The 21,924-nt window shown below is 63.0% G+C and carries 14 protein-coding genes; 11 read left to right on the forward strand and 3 right to left on the reverse strand.

Features of this window, described 5'->3' with window-relative positions; all coding sequences use genetic code 11:
- Positions 1-29: 29 nt before the first annotated feature.
- Complete coding sequence (locus tag M5C71_RS07035; protein WP_248746385.1) at positions 30-995, reverse strand: 2-hydroxyacid dehydrogenase; 966 nt, start codon at positions 993-995, stop codon at positions 30-32.
- Between the two features lie 89 nt (positions 996-1,084).
- On the opposite strand from M5C71_RS07035, the gene M5C71_RS07040 reads away from it, so the two are divergent.
- Positions 1,085-1,714 (forward strand): LysE family transporter, encoded by a 630-nt coding sequence (locus tag M5C71_RS07040; RefSeq protein WP_248767611.1) that lies wholly within the window; start codon positions 1,085-1,087, stop codon positions 1,712-1,714.
- Here M5C71_RS07040 and M5C71_RS07045 read toward each other — a convergent pair.
- Positions 1,698-2,471 (reverse strand): helix-turn-helix transcriptional regulator, encoded by a 774-nt coding sequence (locus tag M5C71_RS07045; protein WP_103494493.1) that lies wholly within the window; start codon positions 2,469-2,471, stop codon positions 1,698-1,700. The genes M5C71_RS07040 and M5C71_RS07045 overlap by 17 nt on opposite strands.
- Positions 2,472-2,577: 106 nt before the next feature.
- On the opposite strand from M5C71_RS07045, the gene M5C71_RS07050 reads away from it, so the two are divergent.
- The 10 genes from M5C71_RS07050 (at position 2,578) to M5C71_RS07095 (ending at position 21,405) form a co-directional block, all read left to right on the forward strand.
- Positions 2,578-3,762 carry an MFS transporter gene (locus tag M5C71_RS07050; protein ID WP_248767531.1) on the forward strand — a complete coding sequence of 395 codons (1,185 nt, stop codon included), beginning with the start codon at positions 2,578-2,580 and terminating at the stop codon, positions 3,760-3,762.
- Positions 3,763-3,910: 148 nt separating this feature from the next.
- Complete coding sequence (locus M5C71_RS07055) at positions 3,911-5,593, forward strand: fatty acid--CoA ligase (RefSeq protein WP_103494495.1); 1,683 nt, start codon at positions 3,911-3,913, stop codon at positions 5,591-5,593.
- 331 nt (positions 5,594-5,924) lie between these two features.
- Positions 5,925-7,784 carry a DUF1302 domain-containing protein gene (locus M5C71_RS07060; RefSeq protein WP_103494496.1) on the forward strand — a complete coding sequence of 620 codons (1,860 nt, stop codon included), beginning with the start codon at positions 5,925-5,927 and terminating at the stop codon, positions 7,782-7,784.
- Between the two features lie 30 nt (positions 7,785-7,814).
- Positions 7,815-9,179: a DUF1329 domain-containing protein gene (locus M5C71_RS07065; protein ID WP_103494497.1), complete on the forward strand. Its 1,365-nt coding sequence runs from the start codon at positions 7,815-7,817 to the stop codon at positions 9,177-9,179.
- Between the two features lie 207 nt (positions 9,180-9,386).
- Positions 9,387-12,134, forward strand: a complete 2,748-nt coding sequence (locus tag M5C71_RS07070) for a LuxR C-terminal-related transcriptional regulator (RefSeq protein ID WP_248767532.1) — start codon at positions 9,387-9,389, stop codon at positions 12,132-12,134.
- A gap of 202 nt (positions 12,135-12,336) precedes the next feature.
- Positions 12,337-14,031 carry an EAL domain-containing protein gene (locus M5C71_RS07075; protein ID WP_103494499.1) on the forward strand — a complete coding sequence of 565 codons (1,695 nt, stop codon included), beginning with the start codon at positions 12,337-12,339 and terminating at the stop codon, positions 14,029-14,031.
- 117 nt (positions 14,032-14,148) lie between these two features.
- On the forward strand, positions 14,149-18,435 hold the full coding sequence (locus M5C71_RS07080) for a hybrid sensor histidine kinase/response regulator (protein ID WP_248746411.1): 4,287 nt from the start codon (positions 14,149-14,151) through the stop codon (positions 18,433-18,435).
- A 42-nt stretch (positions 18,436-18,477) separates the two neighbouring features.
- Complete coding sequence (locus M5C71_RS07085) at positions 18,478-19,767, forward strand: MFS transporter (RefSeq protein WP_248746382.1); 1,290 nt, start codon at positions 18,478-18,480, stop codon at positions 19,765-19,767.
- Positions 19,768-19,811: 44 nt separating this feature from the next.
- A complete protein-coding gene (locus M5C71_RS07090) occupies positions 19,812-20,456 on the forward strand; it encodes an MBL fold metallo-hydrolase (protein ID WP_248746381.1) in 645 nt (214 codons plus the stop codon).
- Positions 20,457-20,553: 97 nt separating this feature from the next.
- Complete coding sequence (locus tag M5C71_RS07095) at positions 20,554-21,405, forward strand: OmpA family protein (protein WP_248746380.1); 852 nt, start codon at positions 20,554-20,556, stop codon at positions 21,403-21,405.
- An 80-nt stretch (positions 21,406-21,485) separates the two neighbouring features.
- On the opposite strand, the gene M5C71_RS07100 is transcribed toward M5C71_RS07095, so the two are convergent.
- Positions 21,486-21,920, reverse strand: a complete 435-nt coding sequence (locus M5C71_RS07100) for a DUF1043 family protein (RefSeq protein WP_103494503.1) — start codon at positions 21,918-21,920, stop codon at positions 21,486-21,488.
- Positions 21,921-21,924: the final 4 nt, after the last annotated feature.

Consider the following 21,924-nt stretch of genomic DNA (forward strand, 5'->3'; position numbering starts at 1 on the left):
CTGCTCCCTGAAAAAAGTGCCGCAGTCTATCAACTGACAACCCGTAACGCTGCCCCGTTGAAGAAACCCAGGGCGTTTTCCGCCAACTGGCCGACAATTCGTTGCCGGGCCTCGCGGCTGCCCCAGGCGTTGTGGGGGGTGACGATCAGGCGCGGAATGTCGCCGGCCAGCAGCGGGTTGCCGTTGGTTGGCGGTTCGACGCTCAGCACATCGGTGGCGGCGCCGCCCAGGTGGCCGCTGCGCAGGGCGTCGGCCAGGGCCAGTTCGTCGATCAGGCCGCCGCGGGCGGTGTTGACCACAAAGGCCCCGGGCCTGAGCTGCGCGAGTTCCGAGGCACCGATAAAGTGGCGGGTGTATTCGTTGAGCGGGCAGTGCAGGGTCAGCGCATCGACCTGCGGCAGCAATTGTTCCAGCGGTACGCGATCGGCCCGGGCCGGGCGACCGGGAATCTGCCCGAGCAATACACGCATGCCGAAGGCTTCCGCCAGCCGCGCCACCGCGCCGCCGAGTTCGCCATGGCCAAGCAGGCCGAGGGTCTTGCCCTCCAGTTCGACAATCGGGAAGTCCAGCAGGCAGAACTGCTTGGCCTGCTGCCAGCGGCCTTCACCGACGGCTTTCTGGTAATCGGTCAGGCGCGTGGCCAGGGCCAGCAGCAACATCAGGGTGTGCTGGGCCACCGACGGCGTGCCATAACCCTGGCAGTTGCTCACGGTAATGCCCAGGGAGCGGGCGGCGGCCAGGTCGACATTGTTGGTGCCGGTGGCACTGATCAGGATCAGCTTCAACTCGGGGCAGGCGGCCAGGGTGGCGGCGGTCAGCGGGACCTTGTTGCTGATGGCGACGCTGGCGCCTTTCAGGTGTTCGATGACCGTCTCCGGCGTGGTCGTGGCATACAGGCACAGCTCGTCGAAGCAGGCCCGCAGCGGATCGAGGTCAAGATCGCCGAGATCCAGGGAAGGGTGATCGAGAAATACCGCGCGGCGGGAGTTGCTCATCAACTGTACCTTTTGTGCTATTGGATGAACGCGTAAGGTGACGAGCCTAACAGACATATTCAGTTACCGAGGAGCCCATCGCCGTGTCCATCTACCTGACGGAATTCCTGACCGTTGCCCTGATTCACCTGCTGGCGGTGGCCAGTCCCGGCCCGGACTTTGCCGTGGTGGTGCGCGAGAGCGTGACCCATGGTCGACGTGCCGGCACCTGGACCGCACTGGGCGTCGGCACGGCGATTTTCCTGCATGTGGGCTACTCGCTGCTGGGGATCGGCCTGATCGTGTCGCAATCGATCGTGCTGTTCAACGCCTTGAAATGGCTGGCGGCGGCCTACCTGCTGTACATCGGCTTCAAGGCCATCCGTGCCAAGCCGGCCCAACCGGTGAGCGACGAGCTGGCCTTGCAGGTCGGTGAGCGCACCGCGCGCGGCGCCTTCACCTCGGGCTTCGTGACCAACGGCCTGAACCCCAAGGCCACGCTGTTTTTCCTCTCGCTGTTCACCGTGGTGATCAACCCGCACACGCCGCTACTGGTCCAGGCCGGCTACGGCGTTTACCTGGCCGTGGCCACCGCGTCGTGGTTCTGCCTGGTGGCGATGCTGTTCAGCCAGCAGCGTGTACGCGCCGGTTTCGCCCGCATGGGCCACTGGTTCGACCGGACCATGGGCGCGGTGCTGATCGCCATCGGCGTGAAGCTGGCCTTCACCGAGATGCATTGATCGAACTGAACTGGTTCAGGGCATTCAGGTAGTCCCGCGGGTTGTCGCCAAGCAGGCGACGAAACATCGAACTGAAGGCCCGGGCGCTGCCATAGCCCAACACCTTGGCCACGTGCTGCACGCTTTCCCCGGCGATCAGGCGTGGCAAGGCCTCCATCAGGCGCAGTTGCTGGCGCCAGGCATTGAAATTCATCCGTACTTGCTGCTGGAACAGCCGCGCCAGGGTCCGGGTACTGGCGCCGACCTGCTGTGCCCAGTCTTCCAGGCTGTTGGGGTGGTCCGGGGTTTCCAGCAGGGCCAGGCAGATCCGTTGCAGGCGCCGGTCCGTCGGCATCGGGATATGCAGCGGCAGGTTCTCCAGGGCCGCCAGTTCCTCCAGCATAAGCTGCTGGATCAGCGGGTTTTTCGCCTGTTCCGGGCCTTGCACCGCACGCACGATCAACTCCCGCAGCAACGGCGTCACCGCCAGCACACAGCAACCGTGGAGGTTGGCCGGCGAATACTCGGCGGCGATAAATAACGACCGCATGCGCACTTCGCCGCTCATGAAAATCTCATGCTCGACCCAGGGCGGAATCCACACGGCGCGGGTTGGCGGGATGATCCACGCGCCTTCGGCGGTGACCAGGCGCATGACCCCGCACACGGCATAGAGCAACTGCGCTTCCTGATGGACGTGCAGTTCCTGGTGTGCGCCGTCGACGTAGTCGCGGGGATAGGCGCTGACTGGGCCGTGTAGGAAGTGGCTGATTAGCATGTCTGATTCTACAAGTCTGTCTGGTTTGATGAGTTTGTTGGCAGAAATACGTTTTGTCGCCAACTTAGCATAACGGACCGATAACAATCCTGACGTGTGTGCCGCGATGAACCAACCCCGAAACGTAATCCGCTACATCAATGCCGCCCATGTGATCGACCACATGTTCATGCTGATTTACCCCGCGGCCGTGCTTGGCATGGGCCAGGCCTTCGGTCTCGACTTCGCCCAGATGATCGGCCTGTCCCTGGGCGGCTTCATTGCCTTCGGCGCCTGTTCGCTGCCGGCCGGCTGGCTGGGGGACCACTGGAGCCGGCGGAGCATGATGCTGCTGTTCTTCTTCGGCATTGGCGCCGCGTCGATCTTTACCGGCCTGAGCAGCACGGTGCCGATGCTGACCCTGGGGCTGACCCTGGTGGGCGTCTTCGCCGCGATCTACCACCCGGTGGGCACGGCGATGCTGGTCAGCTACGCGCAGAACCGTGGCCGTGAAATCGGCGTCAACGGCATGTGGGGCAACCTCGGCGTGGCGTTTTCGGCGCTGGTCACCGGCTTTCTGGTGGCGCAGTTCGGCTGGCGTTCGGCATTTATCCTGCCGGGGGCGGTGTCGATCATCCTCGGCGTGCTGTTTGCCTGGCAGGTGCGCGAAGAACCGATCCCGCTGCAGCCCCATGTGAAACTGCGCAACGCCAGCGGCCAGCAGATTTCCATGATCATGGTGTTCAGCGTCCTGGCACTGGTCACGGCCACCGGCGGGGTGGTGTTCAATGCCACCACCATGACCTACCCGAAACTGTTCCAGGAGCGCCTGCATGAGTGGCTCGCTTCGCCGCAGTTGCTCGGGGTGATCGTCAGCCTGGCCTACGCCTTTGGCGCGGTGGCGCAGTTGAGCATCGGGCGGATGCTCGACCGCATGAGCCTGAAGTGGCCGTTCGTGGTGCTGACCCTGTGCCAGGCACCCTTGCTGTTCGGCCTGGCCTACGTCGACGGCCTGTCGGTGATGGTCCTGGGCGCGGCGCTGATGTTCGTGGTGTTCGGCCAGGTAACGGTGAATGATGCGATGGTCGCCAATTTTGTCGCGCCGCAGTGGCAATCGCGGGTCTTTGCCTTGCGCTACTGCCTGTCGTTCGGGGCCAGCGCGACGGCCATTCCATTGATCGCCTTTGTCGAACCGCGCCAGGGTTTTGCCGGCCTGTACCTGATCCTCGCGGGCTTTGCCGCACTGACCTTTGTCGCCGCGCTGGTGTTTCCGCGCACCCCGGCCCAGCAGCCCGCCGGACAGCCAGCCTGAGTCTTGGCGGAGGTTCAAGTGGGTGCTGGCTGTGAGCTAGCACTCACGTTCGTCTGCAAATCATTCCTTTGGGTGATTTAGTGGATGCGCGGTGGCTCTAGAGTGCCTATCTTTAGCTTCGACCGTGCAGACAGACCAAGGAAGCTCCATGTTGCAGACTCGTATCATTCCGCCCGCCGAAGGGGCTTATCAATACCCCCTGTTGATCAAGCGCTTGCTGATGTCCGGCAGCCGCTACGAGAAAACCCGCGAGATCGTCTATCGCGACAAGCTGCGCTACAGCTATCCGACCTTGAGCGAGCGCGTCGCCCGCCTGGCCAATGTACTGACGGCGGCGGGGGTCAAGGCCGGCGACACCGTCGCGGTGATGGACTGGGACAGCCATCGCTACCTGGAATGCATGTTCGCCATCCCGATGATCGGCGCGGTGATCCACACCATCAACGTGCGTCTCTCGCCCGAGCAGATCCTCTACACCATGAACCACGCCGAGGACCGCTTCGTGCTGGTCAACAGCGAGTTCGTCGGCCTGTACCAGGCGATCGCCGGGCAACTGACCACGGTGGACAAGACCCTGCTGCTCACCGACACGGAGGACAAGAGCGCCGAGTTGCCGAACCTGGTGGGTGAATACGAGCAACTGCTGGCGGCGGCGAGCCCGGTCTACGACTTCGAGGATTTCGACGAGAACTCGGTCGCCACCACCTTCTACACCACCGGGACCACTGGCAATCCGAAAGGCGTGTACTTCACCCATCGCCAACTGGTGCTGCACACCATGGGCGTGGCGACCATCATGGGCAGTATCGACAGCGTGCGCCTGCTGGGTACCAACGACGTCTATATGCCGATCACCCCGATGTTCCATGTGCACGCCTGGGGCCTGCCCTATGTGGCGACCATGCTCGGGCTCAAGCAGGTCTATCCCGGCCGCTACGACCCGGAGCTGCTGGTGGAGCTGTGGCGCAAGGAAAAGGTCACGTTCTCCCACTGCGTGCCGACCATCCTGCAGATGGTGCTCAACGCCAAGGCGGCCCAGGGCACCGACTTCAAGGGCTGGAAGATGGTGATCGGCGGCAGTGCGTTGAACCGCACGCTGTATGAGACCGCCAAGAGCAGGGGCATTCAACTGACCGCCGCCTATGGCATGTCGGAGACCGGCCCGCTGGTGTCCTGTGCCCACCTCAGCGAAGAGTTGATGGCCGGCAGCGAGGACGAACGCACCACCTACCGGATCAAGGCCGGTGTACCCGGGCCGTTGGTGGAGGCGGCGATTGTCGACGAGGACGGCAACTTCCTCCCGGCGGACGGCGAGACCCAGGGCGAACTGGTGCTGCGCGCGCCCTGGCTGACCGAGGGGTATTACAACGAACCGCAGAAGGGCGCCGAGCTCTGGGCCGGCGGCTGGCTGCACACCGGCGACGTGGCGACCCTCGACAGCCTGGGGGTGATCGATATCCGCGACCGGATCAAGGACGTGATCAAGACCGGCGGCGAATGGATCTCCTCCCTGGCCCTGGAAGACCTGGTCAGTCGTCATCCGTCGGTACGTGAAGTCGCGGTGGTGGGCATTGCCGATCCGCAATGGGGCGAGCGTCCGTTTGCCCTGCTGGTCTTGCGTGAAGGCCATGAAATCGGTGCCCGGGAGCTCAAGGAACACCTCAAGCCGTTCGTCGAGCAGGGGCATTTGAGCAAGTGGGCGATTCCGAGTCAGATCGCCCTTGTTACGGAAATTCCCAAGACCAGCGTCGGTAAACTGGACAAGAAGCGCATCCGCATTGATATCGTCCAATGGCAGGCCAGCAACAGCAGCTTCCTCTCGACCCTTTGAGGTGTCCCCACCACGCCCGAAAGGGCGTGGCAGCCCCACCAGGCAAGTGCTTGGCTTGTCGAATCCGAATTTTCAGTCATTCTTGCCCGCCGCTTTTCAGCGGCTTGGCGAACGCATTGTTTGTGCAGTGACCTCAGGGTGCAAATCACACTTTAGAGGGATCAAGCGGTACTACCTGCTGGATATAGTCCGCTGACGGATTTTCAGGAGTGGGGCGGGCCAGCGATAAGCCGCCACTTCGGGCTAGGGTTGGGAGTGTCTGCTTCCCTTTCGTCCGAGGCGTTCCTGAAGGTACTCACTGCCAAAACAATAAAGCACATGGAGTATGTCGATGATCGCGCTAAACCCGTTCTGGCGCCGGGCGAAACTGCCCTTGGCCGTCAGCCTCGCCTCTACACTCGCCGGTCCCGCCTTTGGCGTCAGCTTCAATGTCGGTGAAATCGAAGGCAGCTTCGACTCGTCCCTGTCCCTGGGGGCCAGTTGGTCGACGCAGAATCCCAACAGAAACCTGATCGGCGTCAACAATGGCGGCGCGGGGTTGTCGCAGACCTCCGATGACGGGCACCAGAACTTCAAGGCCGGGGACACTTTTTCGAAGATCTTCAAGGGCGTGCATGACCTTGAATTGAAATACGGCGATACCGGCGTGTTCGTGCGTGGCAAGTACTGGTACGACTTTGCCTTGCAGAACCAGGACCTCGACTTCAAGAACGTCAGCAACGACGGTCGCCAGGAAGGTGCCCGCTCTTCCGGCGCGGAAATCCTCGATGCCTTCGCCTATCACAACTACAGCATTGCCGACCTGCCGGGCACGGTGCGCCTGGGCAAGCAGGTGGTGAGCTGGGGTGAAAGTACCTTTATCGGTGGCGGCATCAATGCGATCAACCCGATCGATGTGTCCGCGTTCCGTCGTCCGGGGGCCGAAATCAAGGAAGGCCTGATTCCGGTCAACATGTTCTACATGAACCAGAGCCTCACCGATAACCTCTCGGCGGAAGGCTTCTACCAGATTGGCTGGGATGCGACGGTCACCGACAACTGCGGCACCTTCTTCTCGCAGTCGGATATTTCCTCCCATGGCTGTAACAACAACCTGCGGGTCTTGAATTCGACCGCCACGATCAGTCCGGCCCAGCAAGCAGGCCTACGGCCGTTTGGTGTCGATATCAACGGCGAGGGTGTGTTGGTTCGGCGCACGCCCGACCAGGATCCCAGCAGCGGCGGTCAGTTCGGCTTGGCCATGCATTACAACTTCGAGCCGCTGGACACCGAGTTCGGCGCCTATTTCATGAACTACCACAGTCGCGCGCCGATCTTCAGTGCCAAGGGCGCCTCCCAGGCGGTTTTCAATGCTGCTCCAGGTTTCGGTGCGGCGGCCCCCTTGGTGGTGGCCGGCAACTCCAGCTACTTCATGGAGTACCCGGACAATATCCGCCTGTATGGCTTGAGCTTCTCCACCACCTTGCCCACCGGCACGGCCTGGAGCGGTGAGTTGAGCTACCGGCCGAATGCGCCGGTGCAGATCAGCTCCACCGATATCCTGTATGCCGGTGTCACGCCATTGCCGGGCCTGGGGAATGCCTCGATCCTCAAGGGCTCGCCGGGTCAGACGATCAACGGCTATAACCGCAAGGAAATCACCCAGTTCCAGACCACCTTCACGCATTTCTTCGATCAGGTCATGGGGGCCAGTCGCCTGACCCTCGTCGGTGAAGCGGGGATCACCTATGTGGGCGGTCTGGAAAGCCGTGACAAGGTTCGCTACGGTCGGGATCCGGTCTATGGGCCGGGCACCTTGCCCAATGGTTTTTGCCCAACCCTCAATGGCAGCACCATCGCTGGCGCGGGTCCCGGCGCGGATGCCAGCAACCGCAGCACCAACTGCAACAACGACGGCTTCACCACCGCCACCTCCTGGGGTTATCGCGCCCGGGCCATCTGGGAATACCCGGATGTCTTCGCCGGGGTGAACCTCAAGCCCAACGTGGCCTGGTCCCATGACGTGAAAGGCTACTCGCCGGGCCCTGGCGGCAACTTCGAACAAGGGCGCAAGGCGGTCAGCCTGGGCCTCGATGCCGAGTACCAGAACACCTACACCGCGAGCCTGAACTACACCAACTTCTTCGGCGGCGACTACAGCACGGTGGATGACCGTGACTTCGTGGCCCTGAGCGTTGGCATGAACTTCTAAGACCGTTGCACTTGAAGGAATAACAACAAGATGAAAATCACCAAGAATCTGCTTCAGGTCGGTGTGTTGGGATTGTCGTTGCTGGCCACCGGCGTAATGGCGGCGGTGTCCGCCGACGAGGCGGCGAAACTGGGCGCGAGCCTGACCCCGATGGGCGCGGAAAAGGCCGGCAACGCCGCCGGCACCATCCCGGCCTGGACGCCGATGGCCAAGACCATCGGCACGGTCGACAGCAAGGGTTTCCTCTCCGACCCGTACGCCAGTGAAAAACCGCTGTTCATCATCACCGCGCAGAACGTCGAGCAGTACAAGGACAAGCTGGCCCCGGGGCAATACGCGATGTTCAAGCGTTACCCGGAGACCTTCAAGATGCCGGTCTACCCGTCCCATCGCGGCGCCACCGTACCGGATGACGTGTTTGCCGCGATCAAGGAAAACGCCACCAGGACCAACCTGGTCAGCGGCGGCAACGGCCTGGAAAACTTCAAGACCGCGGTGCCGTTCCCTATCCCGAAAAGCGGTGTGGAAGTGATCTGGAACCATATCACCCGCTATCGCGGCGGCAGCGTGACTCGCCTGGTGACCCAGGCCACGCCCCAGGCCAACGGTTCGTACAGCCTGGTGTATTTCCAGGACCAGTTCGTCTTCCGCGACAAGATGAAGGACTACGATCCGGCCAACCCGGGCAATATCCTCTTCTACTTCAAGCAGAAAGTGACCGCGCCGGCGCGTCTGGCCGGTGGCGTGCTGCTGGTCCACGAAACCCTCGACCAGGTCAAGGAACCGCGTTCGGCCTGGGTCTACAACGCCGGCCAGCGCCGTGTGCGCCGGGCCCCGCAAGTCTCCTATGACGGCCCGGGTACTGCCGCCGACGGCCTGCGCACCTCCGACAACCTGGACATGTACAACGGCGCGCCGGACCGCTACGACTGGAAGCTAGAAGGCAAGAAGGAGATGTACATCGCCTCCGACAGCTACAAGCTCGATTCGCCGCAACTGAAGTACGCCGACATCATCAAGGCCGGGCATATCAACCAGGACCTGGCGCGCTACGAGCTGCGCCGCGTCTGGCACGTGGTCGCGACCTTGAAGGAAGGCCAGCGGCACATCTATGCCAAGCGTGACTTCTATATCGACGAAGACACCTGGCAGGCGGCGGTGATCGACCACTACGACGGTCGCGGTCAGCTCTGGCGTGTCGCCGAAGCCCATGCCGAGAACTACTACGACAAGCAGGTGCCTTGGTACGCCCTGGAAACCCTCTACGACCTGCAGTCCGGCCGCTACCTGGCGCTGGGCATGAAGAACGAAGAGAAGCAGGCGTATGACTTCGGCTTCACCGCCACCACCAGCGACTTCACTCCGGCCGCCCTGCGCCAGGACGGCGTTCGCTGAAACCCCGTTGCAAGCGCAGGCGCATCCTGCGTTGAAACGCCCCGGCTGATTCGGGGCGTTTTTTTGCTCGCGGGATATGTGTGGCTAAATATTTCAGATTCGATGCTTTTCGACAAAATTACGACAATAAGCCTTCATTACGGCGCTTTTTACCGCTAGTCTGCGGACATCTGCCTGCCGATAACAGCCCTTCAACAAGAGCCGGCCATGACTGATCTGTCCCGTGTGCAAGGTCCCGTGGGCCCGGCCATACCTGCCCTGGAAGGACGCTTCTACCGTCCGCCACTGCCGGACGGCTATGTATTGCGGCCGCGCCTGTGCGAACGCCTCGGCGCCGGGTTACACGGCCGCCTGCTGCTGATCAGTGCCCCGGCCGGCTTCGGCAAGAGTTCGCTGGCGGTGGAGTTCTGCCAGGGCCTGCCCGGGCATTGGCAAAGCCTGTGGCTGGGGCTCAGCCCGCGGGACAACGATCCGGGGCGTTTCCTCGAGCGCCTGCTCGATGGCCTGCAACATTACTTCCCAGGCGTCGGCAGCCAGGCGCTGGGCCTGTTGAAAATGCGCCAGCGCCATCAACCCTTCGCTTTCGAGGAATGGCTGGACGGCCTGCTCGACGAACTGGCATTGCATCTCTCCAGCACCGCGCCGCTGTTGCTGGTGCTCGACGACTACCATCTGGCCCAGGGCCCGGTGCTGGATCGTTGCCTGCAGTTCTTTCTCAATCACCTGCCCGCCGGTCTGCTGGTGCTGGTCACCAGTCGACAGCGGCCGGAGTGGCACCTGGCGCGCCTGCGGTTGTCGCGGCAACTGCTGGAATTGAACGAGCAGGACCTGCGCCTGACCCACGACGAATCCCTGGACCTGTTCGAGCGCCACAGCAGTTCCTTGCGTGGCGAAGCGCTGAACAACCTGATCGAACGCAGCGAGGGCTGGGTGGCCGGCCTGCGCTTCTGGCTGCTGGCTGCCGCCCAGGCCAGCAGCGACATGGCGTTGCCCCAGGTCCTGCAAGGGGGGACCGGGCTGATTCGCGACTACCTGCTGGAGGAGGTGATCGATTGCCTGCCGCCCGAGGTCCAGGCCTTTCTCTACGACACCGCGCCCCAGGAGCGCTTTTGCAGCGAACTGTGCGACGGGATTCGCGAATCCCACGACAGTGCGCAGATCCTCAGCTATCTGCAATCACACCAGGTGTTCCTGGTACCGCTGGACGAACACGGCCATTGGTTCCGTTATCACCACCTGTTTTCCGACCTGCTGCGCAGCCGCCCGCCGAGCAATGCCCTGGTCCCCGCCGCCAGCCTGCATCTGCGGGCCTGCCGCTGGTTCAGCACCCAGGGCCTTTTCGATGAAGCGGTGGAACAGGCACTGCGCGCCGGGCATCTGGATGTGGCGGCCAACCTGGTGCAGAACCTCTCGGAAGAACAACTGCTGGCCGAGCAGAACGTCGGCATGCTGCTGCGCTGGAAAACCGACTTGCCCGACCGCCTGCTGGTCAGCACGCCGCGGCTGATCGTGCTCTATGCCTGGGCCTTGGGCCTGGCCTGCCAGCTGGACGCGGCCGAAGAACTGGCCAGCCATCTGAGCCGCTTCCTGCCCGCACCTTCGGCCACGGCGCAGAAGTCCATGCTTGCGCAATGGCTGGCCCTGAGCGGGATCATCGCCCGTGGTCGGGGCGATCGCCAAAAGACCCAGGCCTATTGCGGCGAAGCCTTGCTCAGCCTGCCGCATAAACGTTACGGCCAGCGCCTGGTGTGCCTGTCGACCCTGTCCAACCTGGCGATTGCCGATGGCGACCTGTGGCGCGCCCGTGGCCTGAATCGTGAGTCCCTGGAGCTGGCCCAGCGGGTCGGTAACCCCTTGTTCGAGGCCTTGGCCCATTACGACCGGGCGCGGGTGCTCCAGGCCCGTGGCGAGGTGCTGCGCGCACTGGATGAGGTCCGCCAGGGCTTGCAGCGCCTGGAGGGGTTATCCGCCCAGCGGTTGTACGCCGCCCGTGCCCGGTTGACGCTGTACGAGGGGTATCTGCTGACCCTGCGCCTGCAACCCGAAGCCGGGCGCATTCGCCTGCTTGCCGGCCTTCACGAGGCGCGGGCCTGCCGGGATATCAGCGTATTGGTCGGGCATTGCGTGATTGCCAGCCAGGACGGGCGCAATGGCGAGTTCGCCAAGGCCTTTGCCGAACTGGCCGAGGCCGAGCGCTTGATGCATATCTGGGACGTGCCGCCGATCTACTACCTGGCAATGATCACCCTGATGAAATGCCAACTGTGGCTGGCCCAGGGCCGTATCGACCTGGCCGAAGTCTGGCTGGGGCGTCTGGAACAGACCTATAACGGCGATCAACCGGCGGCGGCACCGGAGTTCCATCTGCAACTGCCCCTGCATATCCAGTTGCAGCAGGCGTTGCTTGAAGCCTTGCGCGACAAACCGGCGGCCGCGCGGCAGCGGTTGGCTAAGCTGGTGGAGCAGGGCCAGGCCAGCGGCGGCCAATTGCTCAGCGTGATGGCCTGGAACCAGTGGGTGCTGGTGTTGCTGGCGACGACGCGGGAGGCCGAAGCCCGGCCGCTGTTCGCCCGCGCGGTGGAGGCCACCACGGGCGGCGCGCTGTTGCCGTTCCAGGCCCTGGTGAAGGCGCATCCGGAGTGGATGCGCGAGCAACTGTTGCACGGCCCCGACACGCCGCTGCGACAAAGCCTGCTGGCGCTGCTGCCGGCCCCGACGGTGCGTGAAGCGGGGGAACTGGCGCAGCCGGTCGAGAGTCTGAGTACCCGTGAGCTGGCGGTCCTGCACTTGATCGCCCAGGGTTGTTCGAACCAGGAGATCAGCGACCAGTTGTTCATTTCCCTGCACACAGTGAAAACCCATGCCAGCCATATCAACAGCAAGTTGGGGGTCGAGCGGCGGACCCAGGCCGTGGCGCGGGCGCAGGAGCTGGGGTTGCTGGGCGAATCGCGCTGAGCGCTTCGGCCTACCGTTCGCCCCACGAGCCGTCGAAGAAGCTTCGACGGGGTGGCTATGTGCCTTGCGTCAGCTATAACCAATAGACGTCAGCACTCACTTTCAACGCCTTGAACGACTGAAGGCTGACGAGGGGGGAGGAACGGCGCCACGTCAGCGCTCTTTGGTCATGAATTACAAAGGAATTGCCTGGGAGCAAGGAATGCGCGAGTCCACATTTAGTCCCTCTCCGGTTGTCCTGATCGTTGACGACCAGGCGACCGAAGCGATGATTCTCCGCGAGTCGGTGCGGGACCTGGCCCAGGTGCATGTCGCCACCAGTGGTGAGGAAGCGCTGCGAGTGGCACGCCAATGCCGTCCCGATGTGGTCCTGCTGGATATCGAGATGCCCGGCATGAACGGCTTTGAGGTCTGCAAGGCGCTGAAGGCCGATCCCAAGCTGTCCGACGCCGCGGTGATTTTCGTTACCTCCCATGCCCAGGCCGATTACGAGCTCCAGGCCCTGGGCTACGGCGGTATCGATTTTATCCAGAAGCCCCTGAATATCCCGGTGGCCAGGGCGCATATCAACGCTCATATCACCCTGCGCAACGAAGCCAAGCGCCTGGCCAACCATGACGCCCTTACCGGCTTGCCCAATCGCATGCTGTTGCAGGATCGTGCCGAGCAGGCGCTGAAAATGGCCCGGCGCGATCACGGGCGGCTGGCGATGTTGTTGCTGGACCTGGACAATTTCAAGGCTATCAATGACTCCATGGGCCATTCGGTTGGCGACCAGATGCTCAAATATGTGGCGACGCGCCTGTCGATGCTCCTGCGCGGCATGGATACCCTCAGTCGCCAAGGCGGCGACGAGTTCATCATCCTGCTCTCGGAGGTGGACGGTTTCGAGGCGGTGGGCGATTTCGCCGAGCAGGTTCTGGCGGCCATTTCCAGCCCGTTTTCATTGCAGGGCACGCGCTACGACCTGAGCGCCAGTATCGGCATCGGGGTGTTCCCGGAAGACAGCGATGATCTCGAATCGCTCTACCGACATGCCGACGCCGCGATGTATCAGGCCAAGCTGGCGGGGCGTAACCGCTACCTGTTTTTTTCTCCCGGTATCGAAAGCGGCATGCGTGCCCGCCACTTGCTTGAACGGCATATGCGCGCGGCCATCGAGGAGGGGGTGTTCGAGGTGTTCTACCAGGCCAAGGTCGATGCCCAGGACCAGTGCGTGGTCGGCATGGAGGCACTGATCCGCTGGCGCAACGGCGACGGCAACCTGGTCTCGCCGGCGGACTTCATTCCGCTGGCCGAAGAAACCGGGCTGATCATCCCCATCGGCAAATACGTGCTGCTCCAGGCCTGCAAGGACACCTGCAAACTCCACGAGCTGGGCTATCCGATCTGCGTCAGTGTGAACATCAGCGCCGTGCAGTTTCGCGAAGAGTCGTTCCTCGGCATGGTCAAGGGCATCCTCCTCGACTCGGGCCTGGAGCCGCGCTGGCTGGAGCTGGAAATCACCGAAGGGGTCCTGGCCCGGGACATCGACAACGCCCGCGAAACCCTGGTGGCGCTCAAGGAATTGGGCGTGCATGTGGCCATCGACGATTTCGGCACGGGGTATTCGAGCCTGGCCTATCTCAAGCGGTTTCCCATCGATGTGTTGAAGATCGACCAGAGCTTTGTACGCGACATGCTCACCGACAAGAGCGACCTGGCCATTGTCGAGGCGATCATCAAGTTGGGGCAGGCACTGGGCCTTGAACTGGTGGCCGAAGGCGTGGAGACCCCGCAACAGGCCGCCCTCCTGCTGGAACGGGGTTGCCGGATCATGCAGGGCTATCTGTATTGCCGACCAATTCCGTTTACCCAGATATGCGCCTTCCTGTCTTCATGGCCACGAACGGCATGAGGGCCGTGGGGCCAGTTGCCGCCGATCGATATCCCGACCCTCGGGATCGCCGCACTGCTCAAGGGAGCCCCAGTGTTGAAACGAGCTAGCCTGTCTGCCCTGAATGGGCGTGTCGCGATGATCCTGGCCCTTGGGCTGGTGGCGACGGTCGTGGGATGCCTGATCCTGCACAATAGCAATGAGCAACGTACCCGCGAAGCCCTCGACGCCGAGGCCGAAAGCGCGGTGCAGTCGGTGTTGACCCGGCTGCAGCTTTACCAGTACGGCTTGCGCGGTACCCGTGGCGCGATGATCACCGCCGGCGTGGATGGCATGACGCGGGAGATTTTCCACCGCTATAGCCAGATGCGTGACGTGCCCAAGGAGTTTCCCGGGGCCCGCGGGTTCGGCTTTATCCGCCGGGTACCGGTTCAGGAACTGGATGCGTTTGTGCGCCGGGCCCGGGCCGATGGTGCACCGGACTTCACTATTCGCCAGTTTGCGCCTCATGACGGCGACCTCTATGTGATCCAGTACCTGGAGCCGAACGCCGACCAGTCGGCGGCCTTCGGCCTGGACATCGCCTCGGAGGCCGACCGGGCCGAGGCAGCCCGGGGGGCTGCACGTAGCGCAAGCGCGCGCATCACATCGCCGATCACGCTGGTACAGGCGTTGGGCAGCCCGGAACAGTCGTTCCTGATCCTGTTGCCGATCTACAAGGACGGTATCGTCCCGCCCACCGAGGCGGAGCGCGAGGCGGCTGTGGTGGGCTGGGGCTACGCACCTTTGCTGATCGAGAGTGTGCTGGGCGGTTTGTTACCGGAAAGCGAGGCCGTGAACCTGCGGCTCACGGACATTACCGTGCCGGGGAAGGAGGAGCAGTTCTACCAGACGAGCTATGCGGCGGGAGCGCAGCCGGTGGGGTTGATGACCCAAACCCTGGAGCGCGACATCTTCGGTCGGCGCTGGCAGGTCCAGTTGGAGGCGTTGCCGCTGTTCGCCCAGCGCCTGCACCTGGTGTCGCCAACGGTGGTGTTTTTCCTCGGTGTCCTGGCGACCTTGCTGCTGGCCGCGCTCGCGGCCATTGCCGGGATCAGCTCCCAGCGTCGTCTGCAGGTGATCGCCGAGCAGGCGCGGCTGGCCTCGATCGTCGAGGGCTCGGCGGACGCGATCATCGGAAAGACTCTGCAAGGTGTGGTGACCAGTTGGAACAAGGGGGCGCAGAAGCTGTTGGGTTATACCGCGCAGGAGGCGGTGGGCCTGCCGCTGGTGAAGCTGATCGTACCGCCCGAGCTGGCTCCGGAAGAGGTCGATATCCTGGCGCGTATCGCACTCGGCGAGACGATTACCAACTTCGATACCCTGCGGCGGCGCAAGGACGGTTGCAATATCCATGTGTCGGTCAATGTTTCCCCCATCTGCGACGAACACGGTCGGGTGGTCGGTGTTTCCAAGATTCTTCGCGACATCAGCGCGCAGAAGGCCGCCGAGGCGCGGATTCTCGAACTCAACTCCAGCCTCGAAGAGCAGGTGGCGGCACGCACCTCGGAGCTGCGGCGGATCAATCTGCTGTTCAGCAGTGTGCTGCGTTCGGCCTCCGAGGTGTCGATCATCGCCACCGATCTGGACGATGTGATCAGTGTGTTCAACGAAGGCGCCGAGCATATGCTCGGTTATCGCGCCGAAGAGTTGCTGGGCAAGACCACGCCGGCACTCCTTCATGTCGAACAGGAAGTCACCCGCCGTGGGGCTGAGCTCAGCATTGAGTATGGGCAGGTCATCGAAGGTTTCAGGGTCTTTACCCACAAGCCGGAGTTCGAACACTCGGAGACCCGCGAGTGGACCTATGTGCGCAAGGATGGCTCCCATGTGCCGGTCAGCCTGGTGGTGACGTCCCTGCGCGACGACGAAGGGCAATTGATCGGTTACCTGGGCATCGCCGTCGATATCACCCAGCGCAAGGCCGCCGAGCATCAGCTTGAGTTGAGTCTGCAAGCGAGCCGGGTGATCCGGGATCAATTGTTGATGGCCGCCGATGTGGCCGAGTTGGGTATCTGGACCTGGACCCTGGCGGACAATGGCTTGCAATGGAACGACCGGATGTTCGAGTTCTACAGCCAGCCGCTGACCCTGCGTGATAACGGCTTGAACTATGCGCACTGGTACGAGCGGGTTCACCCCGAGGACGTCGAGGCGGCCGCCGCGCAGTTGGCGGCCGCCGTCGCCGGGGAGGGCGTGTATGACCCGATCTTCCGCGTGCAGGCGCCGGACGGCCGGATACGTTTCATTCAGGCCGGCGCCCAGGTCGAGCGTGATGCCCAGGGGCAAGCCCTGCGGGTCACCGGTATCAACCGCGATATCACCGCCCAGCGCGAGTTGGAGTCCTATCTGCTGCGGGCCAAGAACCAGGCCGACAGCGCCAGTGCGGCCAAGTCGTTCTTCCTGGCCAATATGAGCCATGAAATCCGCACGCCGATGAACGCGGTGCTGGGGATGTTGCAGTTGGTCCAGCACACCGACCTCAAGGCCCGCCAGCGCGACTACGTGGTCAAGGCCCAGACGGCGGCCAGATCGCTGCTCGGGCTGCTCAACGACATCCTCGACTACTCCAAGATCGAGGCCGGCAAACTGCGCCTGGACCCCCACCCCTTCGAGCTCGAGCCGCTGATGCGCGACCTGGCGGTGGTGCTCGCGGGTAACCAGGGCAGCAAGGAAGTCGAGGTGATGTTCGACCTGGACTCCGACCTGCCCGGCAGCCTGGTGGGCGACAGCCTGCGCTTGCAGCAGGTGCTGATCAACCTGGCCGGCAACGCCCTGAAGTTCACCCAGCAGGGCCAGGTGGTGGTCAGTATCCGACAGTTGAAGCGCCTGCCGGGCTCGGTGAAGGTTCGGGTCGAGGTGTGCGATACCGGCATCGGTATCAGTGCCGAACAACTGCAGCGGGTGTTTGACGGTTTCGCCCAGGCGGAAGCTTCGACCAGCCGCCGTTTCGGCGGCACCGGGCTGGGCCTGGTGATCTGCAAGCGCCTGGTCGGCCTGATGGGCGGTGAGTTATTGGTCGAGAGCGAGGTGGGGGTCGGTAGCCGGTTCTGGTTCGATATCAGCCTGGATGTGGCCCGCGAGGAGGCCCTGCGGCTGTCCTGTCCCGGTGTCGATTCGACGATGCGCCTGCTGGTGGCCGACGACAACTCCATGGCCTGTGAGCTGCTGCTGCGTACCGTGCGCTCCCTGGGTTGGACCGCCGACACGGTGAGCGGTGGCACGGCGGCGGTCGAGGCCGTGCGCGCAGCGCAATTACGCGGCGAACCCTACGATGTGGTGCTGATGGACTGGCGCATGCCGGATATGGACGGCCTCAGCGCCGCCCGCTTGATCAGCTTGCAGGAACGGGCCGCGCCGCCACCGATGGTGATCATGATTACCGCCTACGGGCGTGAGGTCCTGGCGGATGTACACCACGAAGGCGATGCGCCCTTTGTGGGGTTTCTCACCAAACCGGTGACGCCGCGGCAGTTGGCCGATGCGGTCCAACGTGCCTTCAGCACCAGCGAGCCGCTACCCGAGGCCTTGCCCGGGCCGGTCAGGCCCCGGCGCCTGGCCGGCTTGCGCTTGCTGGTGGTGGAAGACAACGCCCTCAACCGTCAGGTCGCCGACGAGTTGCTGAGGGGCGAAGGTGCCCAGGTCATCCTGGCGGAAGGTGGGTTGGAGGGCGTCAGCCAGGTGATGTCGGCGTCGACGCCGTTCGATGCGGTGCTGATGGATATCCAGATGCCGGACATCGATGGCCTGGAAGCGACGCGGCGGATTCGTCGCCACCCGCATTTTGCCCTGTTGCCGATCCTGGCGATGACCGCCAACGCCTCCAGCAGCGACCGTGAGGCCTGTATGGCGGCGGGCATGAACGATCATGTGAGCAAACCCATCGACCTTGAACAACTGGTGCTGAAGTTGCGCGTCCAGACCGGGCGCGAGGCGCCTCAGCCGTTGATGATGAGTGAGGTGCGCCAGTATTCGACGGAGTCGGTGATCGAACCACGGGATTCGATCATGAGCCGCTTCGGTGGCAATCTCGAACTGATCTGCACCGTCCTTTACACCTTTGGCGCGGAGCTGGAAAAACACCTGGCGTTGCTTCCGACACACCTGCAGGACCGTGACGGGCCGGCGGTGGCGGCGGTGCTGCATGCGATCAAGGGCAGTTCCGGCACTGTCGGTGCGCGGGCCTTGTCGCAGCGTGCCAGTGCCCTTGAACGCGAGCTGATGTATGGTGATGCGGCGGCGGTGCTGCGGGTGCTGGAGGACCCGCAATGGTTGCCGGAACTCAAGGAACTGCTGGTGCGCAGTGTCGAGCAGTTGCAGACGGCGTTTGGCACCGGGTATCGAGGGGATTCGCCCAGGGAGGTGGCTTCGGGGCCGTTCTCTTGAGCCTTGGTCCTGGTTTGGAGAGGGATTGGACTCGCATGCTTGATGAAACTGTTTAGACCTTTACTGCAGCGACCGGTGGCCTTGCTGTGGGGAGGGCTGGCGCTCTCGGCCATCGGTGATGAGTTGTTCGCGATTGCTGTTGCCTGGATGGCGGTGCAGGTCGCGGGCAGCGATGCCAGTTGGCTCGGTGCCTTGCGCGGCACGGCCGCATTGGCGGGAGCGTTGCTGGGCGGGATCTGGGCCGAGCGCTGGGACCATCGACGCACGATGATCGGCGCCGATCTGGTGCGCGCCGGGTTTGCCCTGATACCGATGCTGTCCTGGGCGTTGGGCTTTATGAGCCTGTGGACCCTGGCGATACCGGTCATGCTGATGATGATCGTCAACTCCCTGTTCGAACCGGCGTTGCGCGCCAGCCTCCCTCGGATTGTCGCGGCGCCGGGGCAGTTGCAGGCGGTTAACGCGCTGTTCGACGTGATCCTCCGGGTGGCGCGGGTGATCGGGCCGATGCTGGCGGCGGCCATCACCCTGCTGATTCCGCTGGAGCAGCTGTTTACCCTCAACAGCCTGACGTTCCTGATCTCGGCCTGGGCGCTGATGAAACTGGGCAAGGCCCTGCCGCGTCAACCGGCCAAAATGATCAGCCGGCGCGCCGCGTTTGCCGCCGGTTGGCGCAGCCTGGTCGGCCGGCGGCGGATGCAGGTGGTGTATGTGTGTGCCGGGTTGGGCAACGTTGCCTGGAGCCTGGGGATGTCCATCGGCATGGCGCTGGCGGTGGTCAAGTATGATATCCAGGGCTTTGGCTTCCACGGCTTTGCGGTCTACGGCCTGATCATGGGGGCTTATGGCGCGGGCAACCTGATCGGCATTTTTGTCGTCGGCAACCTGCAGATCCGTCGCCTGTATGGTGGTTTCAGCTTCGGTTCGGTGCTCAATGGCCTGGGCATTGCGATCATTGGCGCGGCGGTGCTGTACCTGCCGGCGGAGCACGTCCTGGCCGGCATGATGTTCGGCGCCGGCCTGGCGGCCCTTGGCGGTCCGGTGATCGATATCTCGTTTATCCTGCTGATTCAAACCACCTTCAGGCAGAGCGAGATCGCCGGTCTGGCCAGGCTGCGTTTTGCCGCGATGGGGGCCTCGATCCTGATTGCCGGCGCGTGTGGCGCGGCGCTTTATGCGCGCTTCGAACCGGGCAGTGTCATCGTCGGGAGTGGGATTCTAGAAGTTATCGCTGGTGTGTTGGTGTTGCTCGTGCCCAAGGGCAGTGGCCGTGCCGGCGTGAACAGCGATGAATTAAGCCAGACACAGTATTGTCCCCAGCAGCAGGAATGAACCCCGGGCTGAATCAAACCCTACTAACTTCACAGTGAACACCTATGGACGCTGCAAAACCTAGCCTGATTCGCGAAACCTTCCCCGTCGGCCCCTTGCAGTGCAACTGCACCCTGATCGGCGATCCGATCACGAAAAAGGCCATTGTCGTCGACCCGGGCGGCAACCCGGAGCTGATCCTCGCCCGGCTCGAAGCCCATGGGCTGAAACTGGTCAGCATCATCCATACCCACGCGCATCTGGATCACTTCCTGGCCTCCGGCCAACTCAAGGAAAAAACCGGCGCGACCCTGCACCTGCACAAGGAAGACCAGTTCCTCTGGGACAACCTGGAAATGCAATGCAACCTGTTCGGCGTGCCTTACGTACCGGTGCCGTCACCGGACCAGTGGCTGGCCGATGATGAGGAATTGGCCTGCGGCTGCGGGGTGGCCCTGCATACGCCGGGGCATACCCCGGGCTCCATGAGCTTCTGGTTTGCCGACGCCAAACTGTTGATTGCCGGTGACACGCTGTTTCGTCGCGGGATTGGGCGCACGGATCTGTGGGGCGGCGACCAGGCCACGATCGTGCGTTCGATCAAGCAGCGCCTGTATACCCTGGACGAAGAGGCGACGGTGGTCACCGGGCACGGCCCCGACACCTGCCTGGGCGAGGAAATGCGCGAAAATCCTTTTGTTCGTGGCTGAGAAGTTTCATGGAATTTTTACCATTCGTCATGTTCCAAGGCCAGCAGGAGTCTATTGTCATCGACTGTTGCACCTTAAATGAGTAGGAGCCTGATTCATGTTCACCTCGCGTCGCTTGATTATCGTCGCTACCGCCGTCGCCCTCGTGTCCGGCTGTGCATCGCAAAACCCAAACCCGTATGACAGCCAGGGACAGGCACAGCAGCAACAAAGCTCAGGGGGCATGAGCAACACCGCCAAGTACGGCAGCATTGGCGTGCTCGCCGGGGCCGCGGCCGGTGCGCTGATCGACCACAAGAACCATGGCAAGGGAGCGCTGATCGGTGGTGCCCTGGCTGGCCTGGCGGGTGCCGGTTACGGCTACTACGCCGACCAGCAGGAAAAGAAACTGCGCGAGAGTATGGCCAACACTGGCGTCCAGGTGCAGCGCCAGGGTGATCAGATCAAGTTGATCATGCCCGGCAGCATTACCTTCGCAACCAACTCCGATGCGATCGCCAGCAGCTTCTATCAGCCACTGAACAACCTGGCCAACTCCCTCAAGGAGTTCAGCCAGAATCAGATCGAAATCGTCGGCTACACCGACAGCACCGGCAGTCGCCAGTTGAACATGGACCTGTCCCAGCGCCGCGCCCAGAGCGTTGCCAACTACCTGACCTCCCAGGGGGTCAGCGGGGCCAATCTTTCGGCTCGCGGTGCCGGCCCGGATAATCCGGTGGCCAGCAACGCCGATGTCAACGGTCGGGCGCAGAACCGTCGGGTGGAGGTCAACCTGAAGGCGATTCCCGGCCAGAACTACGGCCAGCCTCAGGGCCAACCTCAAGTTCAGCCGTATCCGCCACAAGGCCAGCCGCAGTACCAGCAGCAGGGCCAACAGTACCAGCAACAAGGTCAGCCGCAATACCAGCAGGGCCAGCAGTACGGTCAGCCGGTGCAGCAATACCCTTGATTGCCTGACTGAACCCCAGGTGTAAAAAAGCCCGCCCGATCACTGATCGGGCGGGCTTTTTAATAGCGCTGGAAACCGGCTTATTTTTTCAGGCCGTAGTGCTCATCCAGCATGCCGGGCGCATTGGGCGCCTTGGGGGCGTAGTCGCGTGGCGGCTCCTGGCTGCGCGGTGGTGTCAGGCGTTCCCGAGGGCTCTGTACCGCATCGGCGTGCAGGGCGGCGAGCAGGCGTTGGCGGGTCTGTTCGTCGAGGGCCAGGCGGTTGGCACCCTCGGCGAGATGGTCTTGCACTTCCTGGTAGCTCTGGGTGAGTTTTTTTACCAGGTTCGCGGTGCTGTTGAAGTGGGTGACCACTTCGTTCTGATAACTGTCGAAACGTTCCTGGATATCGTCCAACTGGCGCTGCGTGCTGCTCGGAGCGGCACTCGGGACCAGACGGGCGACCAGGAAACCAATGGCGACACCGGCAACCAGGGCAAGAGTCGGCAACAACCAAACTAAGAGCGAGTGTTCCACGAGT

It is taken from the genome of Pseudomonas sp. MWU12-2345 (assembly GCF_023242385.1).
GTDB classification, from domain to species: domain Bacteria; phylum Pseudomonadota; class Gammaproteobacteria; order Pseudomonadales; family Pseudomonadaceae; genus Aquipseudomonas; species Aquipseudomonas gingeri_D.